We start from the raw sequence: 25,741 nt of genomic DNA on the forward strand, positions 1-25,741 counted from the left end.
TTTTAAAATGCTACATTAATAATTTCTTTATTATTTTTTTTAGACTGAATATCAAAAAAATGTTTTTTACTTGCTCCTTCACCAACTTCAATTACATAATCACCTTCATACTTCACTTTTGGTTGATAACTATCACCTTTAACTCTTAATGATGTTATCACTTCTTTTGTATAGGCATTTTTTACAGTTACAACTTGATTTTCTTTTGAAATTTTAAGCATGGGCAATTCATAACCATTTTTTATAATATAATTATCGGTTTGCTTAAAAGTTATTGGCCAGCCTTTGTACTGTTTACTTGTAGGGTTTGTAATATCTACATTACGTTGCCAACATTCAAAGGTTGTGGTGCGCTTGGTTTTATTAAATTTAATGACACCGTAACCAGCGGCTCTACCATTTAACAAATCGGTTTTAGGGGTATTATCTTTATGTGTTGGGTTAGCTACGGCGTGTACTGTTATTTTATTGTGAAATGCATCTTTATACTCTCCGGTGTATTTTGGAGTGTTTGGTTTTCTATTGTTTCCTGGTTTATCAGGATTCCACCAACGCATCCAAAAATTAGCAGCAGCAGGTACTGCAAATGAATAGCCTGCGTTATTCCATTCTTCAACACCATGTTGAACCACAGAGCCCAAATGCTGATCGCCGGCAATCATGCATGAAAAACTTTTTCTTATAACACTTAATGCTTTATTTCTACCTGCTTGCGGCCAACCATTAGCATCTACACTGTAATTCATTTTTTTATCAATAGTAGGCGTATGTGTTGCTAAGTTTGTAAATATGGTTTGAGACAAAACAGCCTTCATTTCAGCGTCCTTCCAATTGGTGGTCCAATGTTCTAAAAAATCTAATTGTCTTTTACCCAAAAGTGTGGCACTATCAACATCCATTTCTCGGGTGTCTTTATAACGCTTATTTTGCAATACACGTTTGGGGCCCGATTTAAATTTTCTATCTTCAATAATAGCAAAACTCATTCCGCCCCAAGTTAAATTGGTATAATACACACCTATGTTTTGTTGTATTGGTGTTGGATCATAAGGATCTGGTAAATGGCTTGTTTGCGCGCGTTGTACTTCTTTTATATAAGAAACTGGCATATAGAAACCGCCTAAATTACCGTCTCTGTTTTTTGATTTTCGGCCACCATCTCCCCAAATGTTGCCTTGTCCAACATCATGATCATCCGGTATTGTAATAGTTGGTGTGTTTTTAATAATATCACCAAACGTTTCTCCAAATTTTATCCAATTACCGAAATGATCACTGTGATCATAAACTTGATCGCCAGCAAAAAACAACACATCTGGGTTTAGTTTTTTTAAATTATTAGTAATATCGCTTGCTCCTGCACCACCGTGTTTTTGATATGTTGACCAACATGAAAATGCTGCCATTACAAGCTCATCTTTATCTTTTGGGTTTTTACGAATTGTACCTTCGTAAAACATGTTCTTTTTGTAAACTATTCGGTATTGCTTTTCAACGGTATCATCCCAATTTTCAATTCTAAAATGAGCGGTATAACCAGGATATTCAATATTAGATTCTTGTAGCGTTTCCCAAGTATTATTGTTTTTAATTTGCAGTTTGGCTTCAAACGGATCATAATTTTTTACCGTATAAAATTGTGCCGTAAGCTTTAGCGTATTATCATGCACTGTATACAAGGCAAAACAAACACCTGTTTTGGGTTTTGATTTTTGTGCATAACTAAATTGTATACACAAAATAATAATAACATATCTATAAAAATACATGTTGAATGGTTTTTACTCAAATTTAAAACTACAGCAACCACATAAATTTTAACAGATTATATGTTTTTATTTATAGAATGAATGTCTTTTTTAGGCCTAATGTATAACTTTTTTATAGACATTATAATGGCTTACAACAATAACAAATACGTCTCTTTACATATGTTCCTTTAGCCAACTATTTAATTTCAATGCTATATTTAACTACCCAGGAAGCCTAAACACTTATAAATTAAAACATCTTTTCAATTTTATTTTAATTCCCTTTCAACGCTAAACATAAAAGACTGCTAGCTTTCAAATGAAACGAGTAATTATTTGCGTTTTTATGTAAACTTTATTGGCATTTACAGGTGAAATTGACATTAAAGCCTACCCTTAGTGACGCTCATACAATTAAATAATATGCTTCAAAAACTACAGTTTTAATTTATAATCATGCGCCCCTGGGGCAAAATTGCTCCTGTATACTTCTTTACCAGTAACACGACTTCCTTTACCCCAACCAACCTCAACTCTATTGTCTCCTAAAACTATATTAATGAGTTTTTCTTTCATTTTCTGTGCTACCTTTTGGTATTTTTGGTTGAAAGCTAGGTTGTTTACTTCGTGCGGATCTGCTTTCATATCATACAAGGCAGGATCTAAATCTTCGTAAGACGCGTTAAGCGCCCAATGCATGTCTTTTCCTCTTGTTTTGTGAGGACGGGTTTGTATAGAAAACATATAATCTTTAGTACGAATAAATGCTCTTGGGCCTGTTACAGCATGGGCTTCACCAACCACATAATCTCTTTGTGGCGCTTTTTTAGCAGCTACTTGTGCTAAATCTATTCCATCTAAATATTCAAACTTTTCAGATTTAATATCTGCGCCACCAACTGAAAGGATTGTTGGGGCTATATCTACAAATTCTGTAAATTCTCTAACCACCTTTCCCGCTGGAAATTTCTTTTTGTCTGAAGAAACTACAACTATTGGATTATGAGAATCAATATCCCAAGGTGTGAATTTAGAAACGGCTCCGTGATCATTCAATTTCCAACCATGATCTCCATTTACATACACTATTAAGTAAGGTTTATTTTTCTTTTTGTTATAGGCAATAAAATCATCTACTGCTTGCCCAACCAAGTCATCGCCATAGGCACAAAATGCAAAGTAATCTTGAATCATTTTTTGTTTTTCTTCATCTGTAAAATGATTTGTATAACTATTTTTCACCTGCTTTAAGAATTGCTTTGGCATTGTTTTTAATTCCTTTTCATTAAAATTAGGTACTTTGTATGTGTGCTTTTTAAATCGCTCTCTGTAAGATGCTGGTGGTAATACTGGTGTATGCGGAAAATCAAACCCAATGTAGAAAAATTGAGGCTTCTCTTCGTTAATTCCGTTAACGGTTTGTGAGCCAAACGAAAATTTATCTTCTTCATTTTTTAAATATTCTTTGAATATTTGAGCGTAATATCCGTCTCTAGTTTCACCTGCTTTTCTTGAACTAACTCCTGCTAATATACCTGCTGAAAATGGGGTTTGAGGCCCTTTCTTTTTGTTATAATGTCTTAACAAATCATATTTTTTATGAGATTTTTCAGCAGTTCCTTCGTATTTAGGGAATTCTTTTTCTAATCGTTCAGATATATATTCAAACTCTCCGTTTTCAGTAACAAAATACTCCATACTTTTAAATGGCTTGTCTAGTTTTTTTCCATCCATTTCATAGAACCAATCTTTTCCCCAGCCTGTAAAACCATCTTTTCGTAATTGTTTAAAATCGAAGTTATTTTGATAGATATTATAATTTTTAGATTTACCGTTTTCAACCGTTTTTAACCGAACCCCTAATTTTCCAATTCGTAAGGTTTGATATCCTAAACTTGCTAGTTGTTCTGGAAAAGTAGGTTCACAATGTTCTGCCTTATTATGATGGTATTCAAACTCATAAACTCCAGAACGAAACGGATATCTTCCTGAATGCATAGATGCTCTTGATGGGGCGCACCCAGAGGCTTGACAATAGGTATTAATAAACGTAGTACCCATTTTTGTTAAACGATCTATGTTTGGTGATTCTACATAACCAAGTTCACTCATTTCATTTCCAGTAAGCATTTTATTAAATGAACGAATGGCATCATAACGATGATCATCAGTAACTATCCAAAGAATATTTGGTTGTTCTTGGGCAAAAGCAAATTTAATTACACCTGTAAAGAACAATACTATTAGTAACCTTGTTTTCATATGTTTAGTTTTTATGTTTTAGCGGAGCTACCTTACCGTAACCGCCTTTTGGAGCATCATGAGCTGTAGCATGTAAATCAAATTTTGGTACTATTTTTTTAAGTTCATCGCGCTCTTTTCTATGAGCTTCAGACACTTTACTCCAATCTTTAATCTTTGGAAAAGAGATTAAATCTTTTGGGTATTTACTAACATCATACCACACATTATTACCATCTTTCATTACCAAATCGCCACGAATTATAGTAGTTTCTTTGTGATAACCATACACCCAATCTCTATGTTTTGGTTTATTTGTGGTTAAGAAAGGCATTAAACTTTCTCCATTCATCTCATAAGAATCTGGAATTGTAACACCTCCTAAATCTGCTATAGTTGGAATTAAATCCGACATGTTAGCCAAAACATCTTGCGCACCTTTTTTAGTGAGATTCATACCAGGTGCATAAATAATTAACGGCACATGTGTTCCTTTTTGCGAAATTGGGCTAGACTTACCATAACCACTCGTACCATTATCTGCGCAAAAAATAAAGATGGTATTGTTTTCAATACCCAATTCTTTGAATTTGTTTAGGTACTGCCACACTTGATAATCTAAATAATTAATATGTGTGTGAATTCCATTTTCAGTAATAGTTCCATAATCATTATAAACACCATTATCTCCAGTTACTTTAGGCGTTGTGCGTTTATATTTTTTACCATCCCAATTAATTTTTGGTGTCCCTGGCCATTTCCCTTCATTACTTGGGTGAAGAAAATCCCAAGCATCATGCCCCAAATGGCTGGTGTGATACACAAAAAATGGCTTGTCTTCTTTTACTTTTCTTTCAATAAAGTCGAAGGTAAATTCCAATTCTACATCTGGACCAAAAGTGTTAAGTCCAAATTCCTTTTCTGATTTTTTATCATTTGGCCACCAAACAAATTTTTCTTTGGCATCAGGGTGATTCATTAACTGTACATGAGGTTTCCAGTACCAACCAGATTGCACATAACTTTTTTTATGAATTGGCTTATTTGTGTCTGCATTGTAAATTTCTTTTTTACCATTCACTTTTCTTGTTTCTAACCTAAAATCTGTGGTGTGAATAGCTGTATTATAAGAACCTTCACCTGGTGTAAAACAACCTTCATCAAAAGGAAACCCTTCTATATTCATTTGAGTTTTGCCCGCCCAAAACGTGGCATATCCTCCGGCTTTTGCAACATGAGCTATACTATGTGGGGAACTATCATATAAATCCCAACTTCCTTTTCCGTTTGGTGCTTTTCCTTTGTCTTTATTATGCCACCATTTGTGCAAATGTGCATAACGTCCTGTCATCATCATTGCTCTACTTGGACCACAAACTGTTGATGCCCAGGCAGTTTTTACATAACAGCCTTCTTCTGCTATTTTATCTAAAACTGGTGTTTTTGCTTTGTATTTAACATCTGAAGTTGTTCCCCCTTTAGGCGGACTCCAAACGGTTGAGCCATAAATTGGTAATTCTCTTGCGCTAATATCATCAGCAAAAAGCAATACAATATTTGGCTGTTTTTGGGCTACCCCAACCAATGTTGAAAATGCCAGTACTATTGCTAAAAAATATGTTTTATTTGTTTTCATCTTTGTATTCATGTTGTGTATTATTCAATAACCAATGGTTTTTCTTTTTTTGCTTCTTTATCTAGTTTCTCCCTAAGTTCTTTGTAAAACTTTAATCTTGCTTTTTGATAATTACCTGCTTGTAAGTATTTATTAGGTTGATTTTTAGCATTCCACTCATTCCATAGTTTTGCCAGTTTCTTTCTCAACTTAGGATTCTCATTAATAATGTTGGTACTTTCATAAGGATCTTTAACCATGTCTACTAGGAAACCTCCATTCAAACCTGTTTCATCACGTGGCAAAAAATACTTTGCGTTTGGTGTTCTTACGGCCCATTTTTTTCCACTATCCATTCGCCAGAATAATGCTTCGTGAGGCACGCCTTTATTTTCGCCTTCAACGTATGGAATAATGTTAACTCCTTCTAATGGTTTTCCTGAGGCATCACCTTGACCTAAATCAACTAAAGTTGCTGCAATATCAAGCGCCGAAATTGGTAACTCATAAGTATTTCCTGCCGTAATTCCTTTTGGCCAATGCGCTATAAATGGCACATTATGACCTCCTTCAAACATGCTACCTTTACCTCCTCTATACGGCGTATTGTCTCCCCAATCTTTAGTTTTTCTTCTAGGTTCAGATTCTTTTCTTGTTTTATCTACTATTCCACCATTATCAGAAATGAAGAAAATTAAAGTATTATCTAATTTACCTGAATCTTCAAGAGCTTTTACTACCATGCCAATTCCTTGATCCATTGCATCAATCATTGCGGCATAAATACGTCTTTGTTTATTTTCTATATGAGCATATTTATCGATTAATTCTTTGGGAGCCTCTAGAGGTGCATGTGGTGCGTTATAAGCTAAGTATAAACAGAAAGGATCATCACTTTCTTTTACAAATTTAGCTGCATCTCTACTTAATGCCGTAGTGAGATACTCGTTGAATTCAGCTGCATTATTATTTCGTAATAAAGGCCAATACCCGCCTTCATTAGCAGAATAATGTGGTGACCCATTTTTTAAGTATAATGGATGCGTTGTGGTTACATTTTTAGGCCAATAGGTATGACCGCCAGAAAGGAAACCATAGAAATAGTCAAAACCTCTATTATTAGGATGAAATACATATGACGCGCCTAAATGCCACTTTCCAATCATCCCTGTGCGATATCCAGAAGCTTTTAACCGCTTAGCAAAGGTGGTTTCTGTGGTTGGCAGTCCATTATGGGCATCGTAATGCGAATTCGTCAAATTAATTTCCAAACCAAACCTTGCTTGATACCTTCCCGTTATTAATCCCGCACGAGATGGCCCGCAATAGGGGTGTGTAACATAGCCATTTGTGAATATTACACCTCCTTTTGCCAGCTTATCTAAGACTGGAGTTTCAATTTCTTTAGACCCAGTAAAACCAACATCATTATAGCCTAAATCATCAGCTACAATTACTATGAAGTTAGGTTTTTCCTGACCTACCATAAACAAACTAGTCATTAATACTAGCGTAACAACCAATAAGCTAAATTTATGTTTCATATCCTACTATTTTAAACTCTGTTTTCTATTACTTTAAAACGGTCTTAAACCATCCGCTTCCCCATCCTGCACACCAAAGCACATTTTCATTGTATGGGTCTGGCTTAAAGTCGGTCATTTTATCAGGTTGTCCTATACCTTTGTTAATCTTACTCCAACTTTCACCATTGTCTTTGGTTATGTATAACCCCGGATTTTTAAAGTTTTTATGGTAAGGCACATTTACTGTTATGATATTTGAATTAACTGGAGATACTTCTGTTTGCCATACATATGGCGCTTTGAAAAACTTTTTCCAATTTTTACCATTGTCTGTACTTCTCCAAACACCACCAGCTTCATAAGACCCGAAATTGGAACCCGTTGACAGGTACATTGCTTTTGTATTTCTATCTACAAATAGGTTGTTAACGGATTCTATTTGGGCAGGAATTTTCACCTTTTTCCAAGTTAAAGCGCCATCTGTAGATTTATACAATCCGCCAACATGGTGTTTATTTCTTTGATTTACTGAAGCATAAATAACTTTTGGCTTTTTTGGATCCATTGTTAACCTTCGCACACTCCCCAATTTTGGTAGTCCTTCATTGCTAAGCATCCAATTATAACCGCCATCATTAGAGCGATACACTCCATACTTCCCTTTAGACATGACATCTTCCTTTGGAGAAGCTCCAACTTCTTGCACTACATGCCGAATGGCTGTGAAATACATATTATTTGGATTTTCAGGGTCAATCATTAAGGAGTATTGTGGTGCTATACCTCTATATTCGGGATTTTTACCTTCAAAAATTGTTGCTATATTTTCCCAAGTTTTTCCACCATCGGTAGATCTACGCATTTTACCACGGTGTTCCTGCCTCCAACCAATAACATAAATTATATTTGGGTTTTTGGGATGCACTGCTACTGTAGAAGCAGAATGTAAGCCGTGGTTACCGCTATGGTCATGTACTTGCCCTTCTATTTGTTTTACAGCCACGGCATCTTTATCAGGGTAGTTCCCTAAAGGAGCTGTTTCCCATAAACCATGTTCTCCACTACAAAGTAAATATCTGTCTTTAATTCCTGTTTCAAGCAGCATGAATCGCCCTGGTAAATTACTATCGCCTCTGCCAACCCATGCATTACTTCCTGGTGTGGTTTCGTAATCATCAATTTGTTGCCAAGTTTTACCACCGTCATTAGAACGTTGTGTTTGTTGATGTACGCCAATAAAAACATCACCTTTAGCATTAATTGCTAAACTTCTATTACCAAATCTTACTTCGCTTTGTTCGGCATTTGCTTTTGCTACATGAGAGAATTCTACATTTGCACCTTTTTCAAAACCTTTACTTTCCCAGTATGCATTATCTTTATTTTGATTCCAATACGTTCCTGCCCGTGCGCAGATTTTCCAAGTTTTACCTCCGTCTTCTGTTTTCCAAGCGTCACCTGGACCAAAACTTTTATCATGACGCTGGTTAGCCACTAAATAAATCTCATTTTTATTTAAAGGATTCACAGCTATTCTATTGAAAATGGAATAAGTGTTTTCTGGAAATTTTGGGTACGCTTTTCTTGAGTCTGTATCAAACCAATAACTTAAAACTCTATGGTAGTTATTGCTATGATATTTATCTGTTATCATATTATAGTTTACACCTAAATTACCAGTAATGTTCTCCCACGTTTTTCCGCCATTACTACTTTTATAAACACCACCTTTAGTTGTAATAGACTTGCCATTAGGCTCATAAACTGTTTGCTCTACTAAATACAAGATAAACTCTTTGGTTTTAGAATTATAGTAGGATGTAAGCTCTCTTGGTAGATTGTTTGGTAGCCCTTTTCCGCTAGGTTTCCAAGTCTCTCCCGTATCATTACTAACAAAAAAGCCATAGTTTGTAGCAATGTACATTTGATTTGGCCTTATGGGATTGATAATAATACGTGCAACATCTAAATCTTTTGAAATAGTATTGGCTACCTTTTTCCATGTTTTACCATAATCTATAGTTTTTAACACGTAGCCATAACTGGCAATTTTGTTTTTCTTACCATGAATTAACGCTTTGGAACGATGGTTATACTTTACGTTCCAAAAATCTCCGGCTCCAACAAACCAAATAGCGTCATTTGCTGGATGTATAGCCAATTTTGTATGCGCATTATATGCCGATTTTTCGGCTCTTGGTATGGTATACACTAATTCCCAATTTCTTCCTCTGTTTGTAGTTTTAAATATTTTTCCACGTCTTTCTAGGGCTAAACCAAAGTCTGGGTTCTGTTTAGAAAAGGTGATATCTAAAACGCGCTCCATACATTTTCCATCACCATCATAATCTTTAATTGAGTGCCATGATTTACCATTATCCCATGTTCCGTAACTAACGTGCATATCTGGCCCCATAAACATCACATTTGTATCTGTGGGATGACACCAAAACTCTTCGTTGTAACCAGACATTCCTGGTCCGAAGTTTTTCCACTCCACAGATTGGTCTGATGTTACTCTTTCACTTTTTATTTTTTTGAAAAATAATTCAGTTTTCTCTTGAGCAACCAAAACTGTTGTAAAAAGAAACATTGCAAGAAAATAACAGTTTTTTAATTTCATATTTATTTTTTTTGAAAAAAAGAACACTACAAATCTAGTTTAATAACAGCCCTAACTATGTTACAAATGATTTTGATTTTTACTGAAATGGTTTAGTATAATAGTTGTAAACCCTTCTTTGATATACTATTATTATACAAATCAAACATTACACCTTAACACAAACACCTATTAACAATGACAGCTGTTTGCTGCGGTATTTTAATAAGGCATATTCACTCAATAACTTAAACAAACGTTAAATACTATTCTATTTCTAAATATATATTTAGTTTTGTATTGAATTAAGTTTTACATGCCTAGAAAAAAACAATACATAGAAGCAGAAGTAATAGACAAAGCCATGCTTTTATTTTTACGTAATGGTTATACTAACACATCAATCCAAGCTTTAGAAAAAGCTATGGGTATAAATATGTTTTCAATTTACGCAAGGTTTGGTAATAAAAAAGGCGTTTTTTTAGAATGCATAAAAGCATACAAAGAAAAATCTAAAAAACTACTTGAAGATTTTAAAAATGCTAACAATGGTGTTGAAGACATTAAACAATTGTTTTACAATTTAGCAAGTATCAACTTTAATGAATCTGATCAAAACGGGTGTTTAATAGTTAATACCCATTATGAGTTTGCTAAAACTAACGACGAAATAATAAACAAAGCTATTGAGCCACATTTAAAAACATTTAAAACAATTTTTATTGAAAAATTAAAAACAAATTCTTCAAAAGATGAAGCAACAATACAAAGAGAAGCCAATTTTTTAATGCTTGCTAAAAACGCATTGCTAACATCGTGCAGGGTAAGTTGCAAAAATGAAATTGAAGATTTTATAGAAACCACATTCAAAAACATATAAAAAAATTTTACTTCATATCTAAATATATATTTAGATATAAGCTTAATTATAGCTTAACTATAAAGTAACCAAAACAGAATTTTAAAATTTTAGATTGATAATCAATCTGTTAAATAAAAAATTATGAAAAACTCAAAATTACTATCTCCCTTTAAATTACATCACTTAAAGCTAAACAACCATGTGGTTATGGCTCCAATGACGCGCTCTAGAGCCATTAACAACTTACCCAATGATATCATGGCAACGTATTATGCACAACGCGCTACAAGTGGTTTAATAATATCTGAAGCCACATCGCCATCACAAAGCGGATTGGGCTACCCTAACATTCCGGCCATTTATTCTAACGAACAAACTATTGGCTGGCGCAAAACAACAGAAGCTGTGCATAAAAAAGGAGGTAAAATATTTTTACAAATTATGCATACAGGCAGAATTGCACACCAATTAAACTTACCTAAAGGTGCTGAGGTTATAGCCCCATCTGCCATTCAAGCTGCTGGTGAAATTTTCACCTCTGAAGGTTTGAAACCACACAGCAAACCTCATGAAATGACTGTGGAAGATATTGAAATCATTCAAAATGATTATCTAGTAGCAGCTAAAAATGCTATGGTAGCAGGTTTTGACGGTGTTGAAATTCATGCCGCAAATGGTTACCTTCCAAATCAATTTATAAATAGAGGTTCTAATAACCGTACCGATAATTACGGTGGTTCTATTGAAAACAGAACGCGCTTTGTATTAGAATTAGCCGAAAAAATTTCAACTGTAATAGGTGCTGAAAAAACTGGTATTCGTATTTCTCCTTTTGGAGTGTTTAATGACATGGCACTTTATGATGATATACCCGAAACTTACAACTATCTAGTTAAGCAATTAAACAGTTTAAACTTAGCTTATTTACATATGGCTGCACTATCTAATAAAATTCCTGAAGGCTTTTTAGAGGCTTTAGGTACTAAATTTAATGGTAACGTTATTTTTAACGGTGGCTACGGCAACAACCTAAAAGAAGCTGAAAAAATAGTATCTGAAAACAACCGGTATTTAATATCTATTGGGTTTCCTTTTATTGCAAATCCTGATTTAATTGAACGTATTAAACAAGGCGCTAGCTTTAATGAAGCTAACGAAGAAACCCTTTATACACCAGGCGAAGAGGGTTACACAACCTACCCTACACTTAATTAAAAATTTTAACTTTAATAATAAATTATGCTACAAGAAGAATTAAATAAAATAAAACAAAACTTTGAAGCAAATGCTGACACAGCAGTAATAGAATTGTATAATAATGGTGTTAACAAAGTAGAACAAAGCAACATACTTACTAATGCCAAAAAAGTTGGTGATATTGCACCAAATTTCAAACTAAAAAATGCTACAGGAAATAGTGTAGAACTAAAAGATTATTTAAAAGAAGGCCCCGTAGTGTTAACTTGGTACAGAGGTGGTTGGTGCCCTTATTGTAATTTAACTTTACGCACATTACAAAGTGAATTACCAAATTTTAAAGCAAATAACGCTACATTATTGGCTTTAACACCAGAGTTACCAGACAAGTCTTTAAACACTTCTGAAAAACACAATTTAGAATTTGAAGTATTAAGTGATATAGGCAATAAAGTAGCTAAAAATTTTGGCATTATGTTTAAACTACCTGATGATGTGGCCAATAACTACAAAAATCATTTTAGCTTAGAAGAATTTAATGGTGATGATTCAAATGAATTACCGCTTGCTGCCACTTATATAATTGATGAAAATGGAAAAATTACTTATGCATTTTTAGATGCTGATTATAGAAATAGACCTGAACCTACTGAAATAACAAAGGCTTTACAAAGGCTTTAAGCACAAAAACATAAAAAATAAAAAAGCCTTATCTAAAAAAAGATAAGGCTTTTGTACTGAAGGCGGGACTTGAACCCGCACGGACTAATGTCCATTGGATTTTAAGTCCAACGTGTCTACCAATTCCACCACTTCAGCAACTTGGTATATTTTCAAGAAATTCTCAGAGCGAAAGACGGGATTTGAACCCGCGACCCTCACCTTGGCAAGGTGATGCTCTACCCCTGAGCTACTTTCGCAGTTTGTTTTTGAACATACAATCTTCCTGATTGCGGATGCAAATTTAAAACTTTTATATAAACTACAAAGCCTTTTTGTAAAAATAAATGAAAAATATTTTAAGCTTGCTTTTTCTTTACTAGCATACGCTTAATTTCATTTAGTTTCATTAGCGCTTCTACGGGCGTAAGTGTATCAATATCAGTGTGCAAAATTTCATCTTTAATATTTTCCAAAAGTGGGTCATCTAAATTAAAAAAACTTAGCTGCATATCGTTTTCTACTGTTTTAACTTTATCTGTAAGTTCTTCACTAGAATGTGATTGTTCTAATTTCTTTAAAATTTTATTGGCTTTATGTAGTACTTGCTGTGGCATACCTGCCATTTTTGCCACATGAATACCAAAACTATGTGCACTGCCACCAGCAACCAATTTTCTTAAAAACAACACATTATCTTCTAACTCTTTTACAGATACATTGAAGTTTTTTATACGCTCAAAAGTATCTGTCATTTCATTAAGCTCATGGTAATGGGTTGCAAACAGTGTTTTTGCTTTTGCTGGGTGCTCATGCAAATATTCGCTAATTGCCCATGCTATTGATATACCGTCATACGTACTTGTACCACGCCCAATTTCATCTAAAAGCACTAAACTTCTTTCAGACATGTTATTTAAAATAGAGGCTGTTTCATTCATTTCAACCATAAAGGTAGATTCTCCCATAGAAATATTATCACTAGCACCAACACGGGTAAATATTTTATCAATAACACCAATTCTTGCGGCATCGGCAGGTACAAAACTTCCTATTTGGGCTAGCAATACTATTAGTGCTGTTTGCCTTAAAATAGCCGATTTACCAGACATATTTGGTCCTGTAATCATGATAATTTGTTGACCGGTTCTATCTAAAAAAACATCGTTAGCTATATATGTTTCACCTAAAGGCAATTGTTTTTCAATAACAGGATGACGCCCATTTTTTATTTCTAAATCAAATGTTTCATCAATTGTTGGGTATATGTAATTATTATCATTTGCTAATTGTGCAAACCCACAAAGGCAATCTAACTGGCCAATTAAATGGGCGTTTTGTTGAACTGCTTTAATGTATTGCCCCATCCAAACCACTAAATCGGCAAATAACTGCTGTTCTATGGCTTGTATTTTATCTTCGGCACCTAAAATTTTGGCTTCGTATTCTTTAAGTTCTTCTGTAATATAGCGCTCTGCATTTACTAAGGTTTGCTTTCTAATCCACTCTTCAGGCACTTTATCTTTGTGAGTATTACGCACTTCAATATAATACCCAAAAACGTTGTTTGATGCTATTTTAAGTGATGGTATGCCTGTACGTTCACTTTCGCGTTGTAGCATATCATCTAAATATTTTTTTCCTGATTGAGACAAACCTCTTAACTCATCTAATTCTGAAGAAAAACCAGCAGCAATGGCATTGCCTTTAAGCACATTTACGGGAGCATCTTCGTTTAAGGTTTCTTTAATTTTATTTCTAAGAATATCACAACTTTGAAGATTTTCGCCTATAATTTTTAAAGATTCGTTACTGCTATTTGATGCTATCGCCTTAATGGGAACAATAGCTTCTAGTGAATTTTTAAGTTGAATAACCTCACGCGGATTAACCTTTGCCGTTGCTATTTTTGAAATTAAACGTTCTAAATCGCCTATATGCTTTATATGATGTTGTATTTTTTGATGTATCTGCACATTTTTGGCTAAAAAACTAACAACCTCATGGCGCTGTTTTATTTTGTCAATTTTTTTTAATGGCAATGCCAACCAACGTTTTAGCATACGCCCGCCCATGGCAGAAATAGTTTTATCAATTACCTGAAGTAATGTTACCGCATTATTGTTTGTTGAATGGTATAGCTCTAAATTTCTAATAGTGAATTTATCCATCCACACGTAATCATCTTCGGCAATTCTTGAAATAGATGTTATATGCTGTAATTTATGGTGTTGGGTTTCACCTAAATAATGTAAAATAGATCCTGCTGCAATGATTCCTTCATGCAAATCTTCAACACCGTAGCCTTTTAGTGTTTTAGTATTAAAATGTTTTATTAAAGTTTCATAAGCATAATCGGTTTGGTATACCCAATCTTCAAGATAAAATGTATGAAAATCTTCGCCAAAAGTTTCATTAAACAAACTACGCTTTTGTTTAGAAACCAACACTTCGCTTGGGCTAAAATTTTGCAATAACTTATCAATATATTCTGCATTGCCTTGCGAGGTTAAAAATTCGCCCGTAGAAATATCTAAAAATGATATGCCAATATATTTTTTATCAAAATACACTGAACATAAAAAATTGTTTGATTTTGATAGTAAAACCTCATCATTTAAAGCTACGCCTGGTGTAACCAGCTCAGTAACACCACGCTTTACAATGGTTTTTGTTTGTTTTGGGTCTTCTAACTGGTCACAAATAGCAACACGCTCGCCCGCTTTTACCAATTTAGGCAAATAGGTGTTTAATGAGTGATGCGGAAACCCTGCTAACTCAGTCTCGCTTTCACTACCAGCGCCTCGTTTGGTTAAAATAATACCCAAAATACCTGCGGTTTTCACAGCATCTTCACCAAAGGTTTCATAAAAATCGCCCACACGAAACAACAATAACGCATCAGGATACTTTGCTTTTATAGCATTGTACTGTTTCATTAACGGGGTTTCTTTTTTTGCTTTTTTCGCCATAACTAATCTATCGCCTTTTTGGGCGTGCTTCTACCAATGGTAAAGTAATTTTTTAATATTATTTTTGTGAAAATTGTAGCATGCAATGTACTATTAATTTCAGGGTTATTGAAGTTGATAAAACACAAGTTATTTACAATTGCTTACAGATTTTCAACAATATAACAACGCCATGTTTAAAGAAGATATTTAAATGCGAAAATTAAAAAATAACGAACTAGATAGATTAAGTGTAGATGCTTTTAAAAACGCAAAAAAAACACCAATTATAATTGTTTTAGATAACATACGAAGCTTAAACAATATAGGATCTGTTTTTAGAACCAGTGATGCTTTTTTAGTTGAAAAAATTTACTTGTGTGGCATTACAGCTACACCGCCCAACAAAGACATACATAAAACTGCCTTAGGAAGCACAGAAACAGTTACTTGGGAATATGCTGAAAACACCCTTGATGTAATTAACAAATTAAAAACCGAAAACACAAAAGTTTGCGCCATTGAGCAGGCTGAAAACGCCACCATGTTAAATAATTTTAACATTGAAGCTAACACAAAATATGCACTTGTTTTTGGCAACGAGGTTAAAGGTGTACAACAAAGTATTGTAAACCAAAGTGATGCTGTTATTGAAATACCTCAATTTGGCACAAAACACTCTTTAAATATATCTGTAAGTTGTGGCGTTGTTGTTTGGGATATTTTTACAAAGCTAAAACTAGCTAATGCTTAGTTTTTTCGCATTGCAATTATTTTTTCTATGCGCAATCTGTAATCTGGTTTATTGCCAGCAATTTTAATAAACGTTTCAGAGTGCACGCCTTTAGAGTATAAGTTTTGGTATATTGGGTTGCCATACCAGTTTTCTAAATCTTCATTGTTTTCATTATAACCTTGGTAAATATTACCCATACATTTATTAAAATATGAGTTTACAAATTGTATTTTTTCTAGATTAGATGTGTTCAATTTGATATTTTCATCTAAAACGGCAGCTTTACTAAAACCCGAAACAACACTATTTTCAATTTTAAAGCGGGTGTTTGCGCCAACATAAATAGCTTCTCGTATTAAACCAGATTTCAAATCAAAATCAAGATCCTTAGTATCTGTTAACACCGTCATGTTTTTAGCCACAACTTGTGTTTCAACATCACTTAAAATGGCTTCTTTATTTTTATCAAAAGAAAGCACGTTTATGCATCGTGCCACATTGTATCCCGAAATATATGGCGATCTTACAGCTAAAGAATTACTAATATTAACTTGTGCTCCTGTATTAAAATTAAAATCACTTCCTTTTGATTTATACGATACCATTTGAGCCATATTAAAGTTACCACCAACCATATTAATTGCATTAGCTCCAGAAAAACTTACCATAACGTTTTCAACCTGCGTATTACCACCTACAGCAGCAAGAGTTAAAGCGTTTGATGATTTAGCTTGTTTTGTTTTTTTACCAGCATACTCAATTCTAACATACTTTAAAACTCCAGAATTACTACTGTTGTTTTCACCACCAAAAAGTGTTTTAGCATAATTAGCAGCATTAATACTTGGGTAATAACCAACTGCAGAACCTTTACCTAATCTATTTGTTAAAGCATTGCCAAGTATAATTATGCCGCCCCAATCTCCAGCTTTTTTAAAACTTCTACTAGATGTAAAAACTATAGGGTCTGTTACTTCACCTTCTGCCATAATTTTAGCACCCTGCGTAATTGTTAGTGTAGCTTTAGAATCTGCGTCTCCTAAAATTACAGTGCCAGGTTCAATAGTTAATGTTGCATTGTTTGTTACAAACACGTTACCGCTTAATAAGTACACATTTCTTTTTGTTAAAGTTATGTCTTCGGCAATATCTCCTGTAAGTATAAAATTTGGCTCGCTGTAGTTAATATTTTTTGGGTTGAACTCTGCCCAATAATCTAGCCAATTATCATCGCCAATAATACCGCGCTCTTGCTGAGCAAACATTAAGGCATAAAAAAGTAATAGAAAGTAGGTTAATTTAGTTTTCATTTTATATTGTATTTTGATTTGGTTTTATACGTAGTTGATAAACAACCACATGAAGATATAATCAATTTTTATACCATTTTTAAAACCTTATTAAAAATCACCTTAAAAAAAACAGCCAAAACTCCTGTTAAATAAATACTTTCACTTTTTTTATTGAAATACTATATTTGCACTATTACAATATATTTTGAAGCGCAAAAACAAAAAACCATGGCCTACAAAAGCGGCCATGACCCAAATTTATAACCAACATCTTTGGGGTGGTAAAAATTTTGATTTTTATTCTGGTGAAGGCTCACACTTACCTGAAATTATAATGCCTTATTTAGAAAGTGTATCGTCCTTTTTAAAAAGTTTTAAAACACCTTTAAGTGTGTGTGATTTAGGCTGTGGCGATTTTAACATTGGTAAACATTTAGTAAAATACACTAAAACATATGTTGCTATTGACATTGTTAAAGCACTTATTAAGCGCAACAAACAAATTTTTAATACTGAAAGTTTAGAATTTTATTGTTTAGATATTTCAAAGGAAACGCTCCCAGAAGCAGATTGTGTTATTTTAAGACAGGTTTTACAACACCTAACAAATGATGAAATTTCAAATATTTGTAAACAGCTAAAAAACTATAAATACATTATACTTACTGAACATTTACCTATTGGCAACTTCTGCCCTAACATTAATATTATTTCTGGCCAAGGCATAAGAATTAAGCATAATAGTGGTGTGGATATTTTACAACATCCTTTTAATTTTAAGGCAAAAAAACAAACTGTTTTAAACAACTATTTTTTAAAAGAAGACAAAGGAAAAATAACAACGTTTCTTTTGGAAACATAAACACTTAGGCTCCACAAATTTCCTGTAATAGCCATAAATAATCGGCTCTGTTTTTCACAAAATCAATATTTGAAATATCAATAACTTTAGTATTAAAATCTGTTTGCGTTTTTAAAAACTCTAAATAACCCTCGTTTATTTTTTCTAAATAATTATTTTCAATACTTTGCTCATAACTTCTCCCCCTTTTTTTAATGTTTTGTTGCAAGCGCTCGGTATTTTGGTATAAATACACATATAACTCGGGCTTTGCAATGTCTTTGTACATTAAATAAAAAAGTTTTCGGTATAGTTTAAACTCATCATTTTGCAGTGTTATTTTTGAAAAAATTAACGATTTAAACACATCATAATCACTTACAATAAAATCTTTAAACAAATCTAATTGCGATAAATCATCACTTATTTGCTGGTATCTATCTGCAAGAAAAGACATTTCTAACGGAAATGCATACCGCACCGCATCTTTATAAAATTTGGGCAGAAAGGGATTATCGGCAAACCGTTCTAAAATTAATTTAGCATTAAAATCTTGCGCTATCATAGTAGCTAAACTTGTTTTACCTGCACCAATATTACCTTCAATAGCAATGTAATTAAGCTTTGAAAAATTATAGTTTTTACGTGGGTTTTTTAACCAAATTTGAATAGGCTCTAACACTGATTCATCTTTACAAACCTGCAGCAAATGTGCTATATCTTTACCAAAAACAGGATGCTTTACTTGTGCTGCCACATCATGTAAAGGTTGCAATACAAATTTTCGTTTTTGCATTTCGGGGTGAGGCACTTGTAGCGTTTTGGTATCAATAACCTGATTTTCAGCTAAAATAATATCTAAATCTATAACACGCGCCTCATAACCTGTTGTTTTTTTACGCAAGCGCCCCATTGTTGTTTCAATGGTTAACAATTTTTTTAGCACTTTGTTAGGGGTAAAATAACTTTGCAACACCAAACAAGCGTTTAAAAAATCGTCACTTTCAAAACCAAATGCTGCCGATTTATAAACCTTTGAAATAAGCTTAATTGTACCAACTTGCTCATGTATGCTATTAACCGCAGTTTGTAAATTCTTAAGTTTGTCTCCTTTGTTGCTTCCTAAGGCTATATAAAATGTAGTGGGTTGCTTCATAGAAAAAGCAAAATAAAAAAAAGTAAATGGTTTATTTTACATTTGCAAAAGGTATTTATTCACAATGCACATGAAACTTGAAAACAAACTAGCCGCCCAACGTATTTACATGCTTTTGGGGGCGCTTTTTATCACATCATTAGTAGTATCAAACTTAATATTTCAAAAATTTTTTTACTGGTATCCGGTTGACATTGAGATTTTTGGCAGCAAACTTTTTGAAATTTCAGTAGGCATTTTACCCTACCCAATAACCTTTTTAATAACCGATTTAATAAGCGAAATTTACGGCAAAAAACGAGCCAACCAAGTAGTTATTACTGGTATTTTCGCCTCTTTTTTCTCGTTGTTAATAGTGTACGCCTCTAGTTTAGTACCCGCCACACCGTGGTCTCCAGTAAATGATGATATGTTTAACACTGTTTTTGGCAATACCATTTTAGCCGTTTTTGCTAGTATGATGGCTTATTTATTTGCGCAGTTTGTTGATATTCAAATTTACCATTTTTGGAAACAACTCACTAAAGGCAAACACTTATGGTTACGCAATAATTTTTCAACGTGGTTATCACAATTTGTAGACACCTTTACAGTTGTTGGCTTACTTTGTATTTTTAATATAATTGCTTGGGATAAATTTTTAGGCCTTTTATTTAGCGGCTTTTTATTTAAAGTAGTCGTTGCTGCTTTTGATACGCCTTTTATGTATTTAGGCGTGTATTTATTTAGAAAACGCTTTAATTTAAAGATAAACGAAGAGATTGATTTTATGTAAAAAAACATTAAATTTATATTAAACTTTCTAAAAAATTCAACCAAACAGCAACGTCTTCCGTATATTTAATAAAAAGAATTTTCTGTATGAAGAAAGCCTTAAAAATTGCCGGCATAATTACACTTATCATTATTGCGTTGCTAATTGCATTGCCTTTTGCTTTTCAATCGCAAATAGCAGAAATAGTTAAACGCTACATTAACCAAAACCTAAATGCTAATGTAGAATTTAGCAGTGTTAGCCTTAGTTTCATTAAAGATTTTCCGCAAGCACACGTATCTGTAAACGACTTGGTTATTACAAATTTTGAACCTTTTAAAGATGAAACACTAGCCACCGTTAAAAGCATTGCGTTTTCAATGCCTATTAATGAAGTGTTTAAGAAATCTGCTGACGCGCCAATTACGGTAAACGCATTTAATATTGATGAGGCCCTTTTAACACTAAAAACCGATAAGTTTGGCAACACAAATTATGATATTGTAAAAGAAAGCGAAAATATTCCGGCGCAAGACGAAGAATCCGATAGTTTCTCATTCAGCATTGAAAACTATAGCATTAACAATAGTGCGTTAACGTACATTGATGAAGCTTCTAATATGCACATTCACTTATCTGAATTTAATCATAAAGGTAATGGCGTTTTTTCTGCTGAAACTTCAGAATTAAATACCACCAGCGAAGCCAATATTAGCTTTAAAATGGATAGCACCAACTACCTAGAAAATAATTCACTAAAACTAGATGCTATTATTGGTTTAGATTTAAACAATAGCATTTACACTTTTAAAAACAACAAAGGCTACATTAATAAACTACCTTTAGAATTTCATGGGTCTGTGCAACAAAAAGAAACTGGACAGCTTATTAATATTACCTTTGAAAACCCAGAGTCTTCTTTCAAAAACTTTTTAGCCGTTATGCCCAAAGCATACACGCAAAACTTAGACAATATTACAACCACTGGCGATTTTAAAATTAAAGGAAAAATACAAGGCTTAAGCACCGATGAAACCATACCTAATTTAGATATTAACATATCATCAAACAACGCTTCATTTAAATACCCTAATTTACCTAAAAGTGTTGAGCAAATTGCCATTAACACAAGTATTAAAAATACAACAGGCAATGTTGATGATACGTATATTGATATTGATAAATTAAACTTTAAAATAGATGAAGATGTTTTTAAAGCATCGGCAACACTAAAAAACATTACCAAAAACATGTTGGTTAACGCAAATGTTAATGGCAAACTAAATTTAGGCAATATAACCAAAGTTTACCCTGTTGAATTTGATAAAACACTTAGCGGTATTTTAGAAGCTAAACTTAACACCGTTTTTGACATGAATGCCATTGAAACCAATGCCTATGAGCGCATTAAAAACAATGGTTCAGCAAGTATAAAAGATTTTGTGTTTTCTTCAGAAGATATTGTAAACCCAATTCATATTTCAACAGCCAACATAACATTTAATCCGGGCACCGTTTTATTAAACAATTTTGATGCAAAAACTGGCGATAGTGATTTAAGCGCTACAGGTAAAATTGAAAACTTATTAGGTTTTTTACTTAGTAATAATACTTTAAAAGGAAACTTTAATGTAAACGCAAACCTTTTTAAAGTGAGTGATTTTATGACTGAAGATACCACGACTGAAACCAACAACAAAACAACAAGCAGTGAAGAATCATTAAAAATTCCGGCGTTTTTAGATTGTACCATAAATGCCAATGCCAAAACCGTAGTGTATGATAATTTAAATTTAAAAAATGTTACCGGTTCATTAGTTATTAAAGATCAGCAAGCCACTTTAAAAGATGTTACATCTAGCTTATTTAATGGCTCTATTGCGTTAATTGGTAATGTTTCAACAAAAGAAAAAACACCTACATTCGATTTAAATTTAGGTATTGACGGTTTTGATATTGCGCAATCTTTTACCAACATGGAGCTACTTCAAAACCTTGCTCCTATTGCCAAATTACTTCAAGGTAAATTAAATTCTACCTTACATTTTAAAGGTAATTTAAATGAAGAATTTACGCCCGAATTATCTAGTATTTCAGGATCTGCATTGGCAGAACTATTAAGTACAAAAGTTAACGCCAATAAAGGCCAATTGTTTAATACTTTAGAAAGCCACTTAAATTTTATTGATTTTGAAAAATTAAATTTAAAAGACATTAAAACAAAACTAGAATTTGCCAATGGTGGCGTAAGCGTAAAACCATTTAATTTAAATTATGAAGATATTTCAATAACTGTTTCTGGCGATCATAAATTTGATAAAACCCTAAACTACAATGCTGTTTTTAACATTCCTGCCAAATATTTAGGTAGCGAAGTAAACCAATTAATTGGCAAAATAAATACTGATGATGTTAAAAACATAACCATACCTGTAACTGCCAATATTGGCGGTAGTTACACATCACCAACAGTAAAAACCGATTTAAAATCGGCCGTTACCAACCTTACCAAACAATTAGTAGAAATTGAAAAACAAAAACTATTAAACAAAGGCAAAGACAAAGTAACCGATTTATTAGGCGGTCTTTTAGGAAACAAAACCAAAACAGACACAACAAAAACTACTAAAGCACAAGACTCTAGCGCCACAACAACACCCAAACCAACTATTGAAGAAAGCGTTAAAAATGTTTTAGGCGGTTTACTTAAAAGAAAGAAAAAAGACACTGTAAATTAAAAGATATTAAATAATATTAGGTTATTACATTAAAAAGTTTACATTGTACCCTGCGCAAAAGGAAAAACCTATACTGCGGTAACAACTCAAAAACATATTAATGTTAAAAATTATTATTAAAGAAGGTGAAAATATAGAGCGTGCATTAAAACGCTACAAAAGAAAACACCGTAACGTTAAAGTAATGCAGAATTTAAGAGACGGTCAATTTTTCACAAAACCATCTGTAAAAAGACGTCGTGAAATACAAAAGGCCGCTTATATTCAAAATTTAAGAGATCAAGAAGAAGTTTAAAATGCTTCGTGAAGACAATTAAAAGTTCGTGATAAAAAACACGAACTTTTTTTATACCGTAATTTTAACTACCAAGCCTTCATTGGCCCTAACATTAAAAACGGTTTCATCTTCAAAAATTAAATATTGTCCTTTTACACCAACAAGTTTACCAGTATAAGTTTGTGCTTTTATAATGTTTAAACTTTTGGGTTTTTCTGGGTATTTAAACACCGGAAATTCTATGTTTGTCTCGGTATTTGTTTCTATAAAATAATCTTTAGCCTCATCAGGAATTAAGTCTTTTAACTTTTCTCGCCATTCAACCAAATTTTCATCTTCAATATCATTTTTAAGCATTTTTCGCCAATTGGTTTTATCTGCAACATGCTCTTTTAAAGCCACTTCGGTAATACCTGCTAAATAACGGTTTGGTACTTCAACAATTTCAATAGCTTCGTGTGCACCTTGATCTATCCAACGTGTTGGCACTTGGTTTTTTCGGGTTACACCCACTTTTACGTTACTTGAATTTGCCAAATACACAATATGTGGTTGTAGTTGCGCCTTTTTTTCATAGGCTAAATCACGATCTTCAATACCTAAATGCGCTTTACTTAACTCGGGCCTCATAATCCAATCTGCTGCTTGTGGCACTTCAAAAAAGCATTGTTTATCAAAACCTTGGCGGTAAATTGGCTTATCTAAACCACAGTTTAAGCACTGATACTTAACAAACTGCATAGTAATTGTTTTGTTAAGCAGTTGGTTTATGTTTATAAAATCGTTTTCAAAAACTAAATAGTATTGAATTGGATTTGAAAACTCTGTTGCCATTTTTGTTAAAACACCTTGGTAGAACATGAAAAAAAATATTATTTTTAAAAAAATAAAGATAGAATAAATATGCCAATTCCTTTAGTTAATTCTATTGCTTCGTGGTTTCTTAAGAAACGTTTTCATCAAATTGAATTGTTTTTAAAATACCCAAATGAAGTACAAAACGAGTTACTTTTAAACCTTTTAAATATTGCAAAAGATACCGAAATTGGCAAACAATACGATTTTGCTTCTATTAAAAACTATAAAACTTTTGCAGAACGTATTCCTATAAAAAATTATGATGGTTGGCAAGATGTTATTGAACGATCTAGACGCGGTGAAAACAACTTATTTTGGCCTACACCTATTAAATGGTTTGCAAAATCTAGTGGCACAACCAGAGCTAAAAGTAAATTTATTCCTGTAAGCACAGAGTCTTTAGAAGACTGCCACTATGCAGCCAGTAAAGATTTATTGTGTATGTATTTAAACAATAACGAAGGCTCTCAACTATTTACAGGTAAAAGTTTACGCCTTGGTGGCAGCAAAGAATTATATAAAGAAAACGGCACAGCGTTTGGAGATTTATCGGCCATTTTAATTGACAATATGCCATTTTGGGCAGAGTTTAGTAGTACACCAAGCAATAAAGTTTCGTTAATGAGCAATTGGGAACACAAAATGCAGGCTATTGTTGATGAAACCATTAATGAAAATGTTACTAGTTTAGCTGGCGTGCCTTCATGGATGCTTGTGCTACTCAACAATGTTTTAGAAACCACCGGCAAACATAGCCTATTTGATGTATGGCCTAATTTAGAAGTTTATTTTCATGGTGGCGTGAGTTTTACTCCTTACAAAGATCAGTACAAAAAACTACTTCCTAAAAAAGATTTTAAATATTATGAAATTTATAATGCTTCGGAAGGTTTTTTTGCTATTCAAGACCAGAATAACTCAAGTGAATTATTACTAATGTTAGATTACGGTATTTTTTACGAGTTTGTACCCATGGATATTTATGCTACTTCTGAAGAAAAAGCCATACCACTTAGCCAAGTTGAGCTAAACAAAAACTACGCAGTTATTATAACAACCAACGCTGGTTTATGGCGTTATAAAATTGGTGATACCGTAAGGTTTACATCACTAAACCCTTACCGGGTTAAAATATCTGGACGCACAAAACACCATATAAATGTTTTTGGCGAAGAACTTATTATTGAAAATGCAGAACAGGCTCTTAAAAAAGTTTGTAAACGCACAAAAGCTGAAATAGTAGATTTTACGGCAGCTCCTATTTTTATGGAAGGTAAAGAAAAAGGGGCTCATGAATGGCTTATTGAATTTAAAACACCACCCACTGATTTTGATTATTTTAGTGAGCTTTTTGATAATGCCTTAAAAGCCTTAAACTCTGATTATGAGGCTAAACGCTACAACAATATTACACTTAACAAGCCTAAAATAAATATTGCCCGTAAGCAACTTTTTCATGATTGGCTTAAGGTAAATAACAAATTAGGCGGACAACATAAAGTACCACGACTTTCTAACACTAGAGATTACATGGATGAACTTTTAAAATTGAACGTTTAAAGTTTCATCGTTTAAATACCTGTTAAAATACTACCATTTAAGTTTTTAAACGAGTATTTGGTCTAATCATCTAAAATGAGTAATCATAGCTTTGTACACAAAGCACTTAAACATATATTTACAA

At 33.1% G+C, this 25,741-nt stretch carries 18 protein-coding genes and 2 tRNA genes; 9 read left to right on the top strand and 11 right to left on the bottom strand.

The features are described 5' to 3' along the window. Positions 1–2: 2 nt before the first annotated feature. The 5 genes from ACXAG4_RS03390 to ACXAG4_RS03410 all read right to left on the bottom strand — a co-directional run bounded on the left by ACXAG4_RS03390 (position 3) and on the right by ACXAG4_RS03410 (position 9,756). Positions 3–1,769, bottom strand: a complete 1,767-nt coding sequence (locus tag ACXAG4_RS03390; protein WP_475294666.1) for a metallophosphoesterase family protein — start codon at positions 1,767–1,769, stop codon at positions 3–5. Between the two features lie 417 nt (positions 1,770–2,186). Beyond that, complete coding sequence (locus tag ACXAG4_RS03395; RefSeq protein ID WP_475294667.1) at positions 2,187–4,013, bottom strand: sulfatase-like hydrolase/transferase; 1,827 nt, start codon at positions 4,011–4,013, stop codon at positions 2,187–2,189. A 4-nt stretch (positions 4,014–4,017) separates the two neighbouring features. Continuing rightward, a complete protein-coding gene (locus tag ACXAG4_RS03400) occupies positions 4,018–5,628 on the bottom strand; it encodes a sulfatase-like hydrolase/transferase (RefSeq protein WP_475294668.1) in 1,611 nt (536 codons plus the stop codon). Positions 5,629–5,648: 20 nt separating this feature from the next. Next, a complete protein-coding gene (locus ACXAG4_RS03405; protein WP_475294669.1) occupies positions 5,649–7,151 on the bottom strand; it encodes a sulfatase family protein in 1,503 nt (500 codons plus the stop codon). 28 nt (positions 7,152–7,179) lie between these two features. Continuing rightward, positions 7,180–9,756, bottom strand: coding sequence for a WD40/YVTN/BNR-like repeat-containing protein (locus tag ACXAG4_RS03410; RefSeq protein WP_475294670.1), 2,577 nt, complete (start codon positions 9,754–9,756; stop codon positions 7,180–7,182). Positions 9,757–10,051: 295 nt separating this feature from the next. Between ACXAG4_RS03410 and ACXAG4_RS03415 the strand changes: the two genes are divergently transcribed. From ACXAG4_RS03415 to ACXAG4_RS03425, 3 genes are all read left to right on the top strand, one after another. Beyond that, positions 10,052–10,615: a TetR/AcrR family transcriptional regulator gene (locus tag ACXAG4_RS03415; RefSeq protein WP_475294671.1), complete on the top strand. Its 564-nt coding sequence runs from the start codon at positions 10,052–10,054 to the stop codon at positions 10,613–10,615. 123 nt (positions 10,616–10,738) lie between these two features. After that, on the top strand, positions 10,739–11,812 hold the full coding sequence (locus ACXAG4_RS03420; RefSeq protein WP_475294672.1) for an alkene reductase: 1,074 nt from the start codon (positions 10,739–10,741) through the stop codon (positions 11,810–11,812). Between the two features lie 24 nt (positions 11,813–11,836). Continuing rightward, on the top strand, positions 11,837–12,475 hold the full coding sequence (locus tag ACXAG4_RS03425; RefSeq protein WP_475294673.1) for a peroxiredoxin-like family protein: 639 nt from the start codon (positions 11,837–11,839) through the stop codon (positions 12,473–12,475). A gap of 54 nt (positions 12,476–12,529) precedes the next feature. Here ACXAG4_RS03425 and ACXAG4_RS03430 read toward each other — a convergent pair. From ACXAG4_RS03430 to mutS, 3 genes are all read right to left on the bottom strand, one after another. Then, positions 12,530–12,613: transfer RNA gene (locus ACXAG4_RS03430), tRNA-Leu, on the bottom strand. A 29-nt stretch (positions 12,614–12,642) separates the two neighbouring features. Then, positions 12,643–12,714: transfer RNA gene (locus ACXAG4_RS03435), tRNA-Gly, on the bottom strand. A gap of 99 nt (positions 12,715–12,813) precedes the next feature. Further along, complete coding sequence (mutS, locus tag ACXAG4_RS03440) at positions 12,814–15,426, bottom strand: DNA mismatch repair protein MutS (RefSeq protein WP_475294674.1); 2,613 nt, start codon at positions 15,424–15,426, stop codon at positions 12,814–12,816. 193 nt (positions 15,427–15,619) lie between these two features. On the opposite strand from mutS, the gene ACXAG4_RS03445 reads away from it, so the two are divergent. Next, positions 15,620–16,159 carry an RNA methyltransferase gene (locus ACXAG4_RS03445; protein WP_475294675.1) on the top strand — a complete coding sequence of 180 codons (540 nt, stop codon included), beginning with the start codon at positions 15,620–15,622 and terminating at the stop codon, positions 16,157–16,159. Here the strand turns inward: ACXAG4_RS03445 and ACXAG4_RS03450 are convergent. Continuing rightward, a complete protein-coding gene (locus ACXAG4_RS03450; protein ID WP_475294676.1) occupies positions 16,156–17,451 on the bottom strand; it encodes a hypothetical protein in 1,296 nt (431 codons plus the stop codon). The two genes, ACXAG4_RS03445 and ACXAG4_RS03450, sit on opposite strands and share 4 nt — an antisense overlap. Before the next feature lie 187 nt (positions 17,452–17,638). On the opposite strand from ACXAG4_RS03450, the gene ACXAG4_RS03455 reads away from it, so the two are divergent. After that, entirely contained in the window at positions 17,639–18,295 is a 657-nt protein-coding gene (locus ACXAG4_RS03455) for a class I SAM-dependent methyltransferase (protein WP_475294677.1), read from the top strand. A 4-nt stretch (positions 18,296–18,299) separates the two neighbouring features. On the opposite strand, the gene folK is transcribed toward ACXAG4_RS03455, so the two are convergent. Beyond that, on the bottom strand, positions 18,300–19,430 hold the full coding sequence (gene folK / locus ACXAG4_RS03460; RefSeq protein ID WP_475294678.1) for a 2-amino-4-hydroxy-6-hydroxymethyldihydropteridine diphosphokinase: 1,131 nt from the start codon (positions 19,428–19,430) through the stop codon (positions 18,300–18,302). A 70-nt stretch (positions 19,431–19,500) separates the two neighbouring features. Here folK and ACXAG4_RS03465 point away from each other — a divergent pair, with 70 nt between their 5' ends. The 3 genes from ACXAG4_RS03465 (at position 19,501) to rpsU (ending at position 23,217) form a co-directional block, all read left to right on the top strand. Next, the gene (locus ACXAG4_RS03465; RefSeq protein WP_475294679.1) at positions 19,501–20,205 is read left to right on the top strand and encodes a queuosine precursor transporter; all 705 of its coding nucleotides are present in this window, start codon (positions 19,501–19,503) and stop codon (positions 20,203–20,205) included. 86 nt (positions 20,206–20,291) lie between these two features. Beyond that, positions 20,292–22,922 (top strand): AsmA family protein, encoded by a 2,631-nt coding sequence (locus tag ACXAG4_RS03470; protein WP_475294680.1) that lies wholly within the window; start codon positions 20,292–20,294, stop codon positions 22,920–22,922. A 100-nt stretch (positions 22,923–23,022) separates the two neighbouring features. Continuing rightward, a complete protein-coding gene (gene rpsU / locus ACXAG4_RS03475) occupies positions 23,023–23,217 on the top strand; it encodes a 30S ribosomal protein S21 (protein WP_475294681.1) in 195 nt (64 codons plus the stop codon). 51 nt (positions 23,218–23,268) lie between these two features. On the opposite strand, the gene ACXAG4_RS03480 is transcribed toward rpsU, so the two are convergent. Next, complete coding sequence (locus ACXAG4_RS03480; protein WP_475294682.1) at positions 23,269–24,060, bottom strand: DUF2797 domain-containing protein; 792 nt, start codon at positions 24,058–24,060, stop codon at positions 23,269–23,271. A gap of 42 nt (positions 24,061–24,102) precedes the next feature. On the opposite strand from ACXAG4_RS03480, the gene ACXAG4_RS03485 reads away from it, so the two are divergent. Further along, positions 24,103–25,617 carry a GH3 auxin-responsive promoter family protein gene (locus ACXAG4_RS03485; RefSeq protein WP_475294683.1) on the top strand — a complete coding sequence of 505 codons (1,515 nt, stop codon included), beginning with the start codon at positions 24,103–24,105 and terminating at the stop codon, positions 25,615–25,617. Positions 25,618–25,741: the final 124 nt, after the last annotated feature.

It is taken from the genome of Seonamhaeicola sp. ABD4_175, assembly GCF_056160885.1.

What these genes read in the sequence shown, in the direction of transcription:
- ACXAG4_RS03405 (WP_475294669.1), bottom strand. Translation starts at nt 7,151, where the DNA reads ATGAAACATAAATTTAGCTTATTGGTTGTTACGCTAGTATTAATGACT.
- mutS (WP_475294674.1), bottom strand. Translation starts at nt 15,426, where the DNA reads ATGGCGAAAAAAGCAAAAAAAGAAACCCCGTTAATGAAACAGTACAAT.
- ACXAG4_RS03470 (WP_475294680.1), top strand. Translation starts at nt 20,292, where the DNA reads ATGAAGAAAGCCTTAAAAATTGCCGGCATAATTACACTTATCATTATT.
- ACXAG4_RS03480 (WP_475294682.1), bottom strand. Translation starts at nt 24,060, where the DNA reads ATGTTCTACCAAGGTGTTTTAACAAAAATGGCAACAGAGTTTTCAAAT.
- ACXAG4_RS03415 (WP_475294671.1), top strand. Translation starts at nt 10,052, where the DNA reads ATGCCTAGAAAAAAACAATACATAGAAGCAGAAGTAATAGACAAAGCC.
- ACXAG4_RS03445 (WP_475294675.1), top strand. Translation starts at nt 15,620, where the DNA reads ATGCGAAAATTAAAAAATAACGAACTAGATAGATTAAGTGTAGATGCT.
- ACXAG4_RS03400 (WP_475294668.1), bottom strand. Translation starts at nt 5,628, where the DNA reads ATGAAAACAAATAAAACATATTTTTTAGCAATAGTACTGGCATTTTCA.
- ACXAG4_RS03450 (WP_475294676.1), bottom strand. Translation starts at nt 17,451, where the DNA reads ATGAAAACTAAATTAACCTACTTTCTATTACTTTTTTATGCCTTAATG.
- ACXAG4_RS03465 (WP_475294679.1), top strand. Translation starts at nt 19,501, where the DNA reads ATGAAACTTGAAAACAAACTAGCCGCCCAACGTATTTACATGCTTTTG.
- rpsU (WP_475294681.1), top strand. Translation starts at nt 23,023, where the DNA reads ATGTTAAAAATTATTATTAAAGAAGGTGAAAATATAGAGCGTGCATTA.
- ACXAG4_RS03410 (WP_475294670.1), bottom strand. Translation starts at nt 9,756, where the DNA reads ATGAAATTAAAAAACTGTTATTTTCTTGCAATGTTTCTTTTTACAACA.
- ACXAG4_RS03390 (WP_475294666.1), bottom strand. Translation starts at nt 1,769, where the DNA reads ATGTATTTTTATAGATATGTTATTATTATTTTGTGTATACAATTTAGT.
- ACXAG4_RS03485 (WP_475294683.1), top strand. Translation starts at nt 24,103, where the DNA reads ATGCCAATTCCTTTAGTTAATTCTATTGCTTCGTGGTTTCTTAAGAAA.
- folK (WP_475294678.1), bottom strand. Translation starts at nt 19,430, where the DNA reads ATGAAGCAACCCACTACATTTTATATAGCCTTAGGAAGCAACAAAGGA.
- ACXAG4_RS03420 (WP_475294672.1), top strand. Translation starts at nt 10,739, where the DNA reads ATGAAAAACTCAAAATTACTATCTCCCTTTAAATTACATCACTTAAAG.
- ACXAG4_RS03425 (WP_475294673.1), top strand. Translation starts at nt 11,837, where the DNA reads ATGCTACAAGAAGAATTAAATAAAATAAAACAAAACTTTGAAGCAAAT.
- ACXAG4_RS03395 (WP_475294667.1), bottom strand. Translation starts at nt 4,013, where the DNA reads ATGAAAACAAGGTTACTAATAGTATTGTTCTTTACAGGTGTAATTAAA.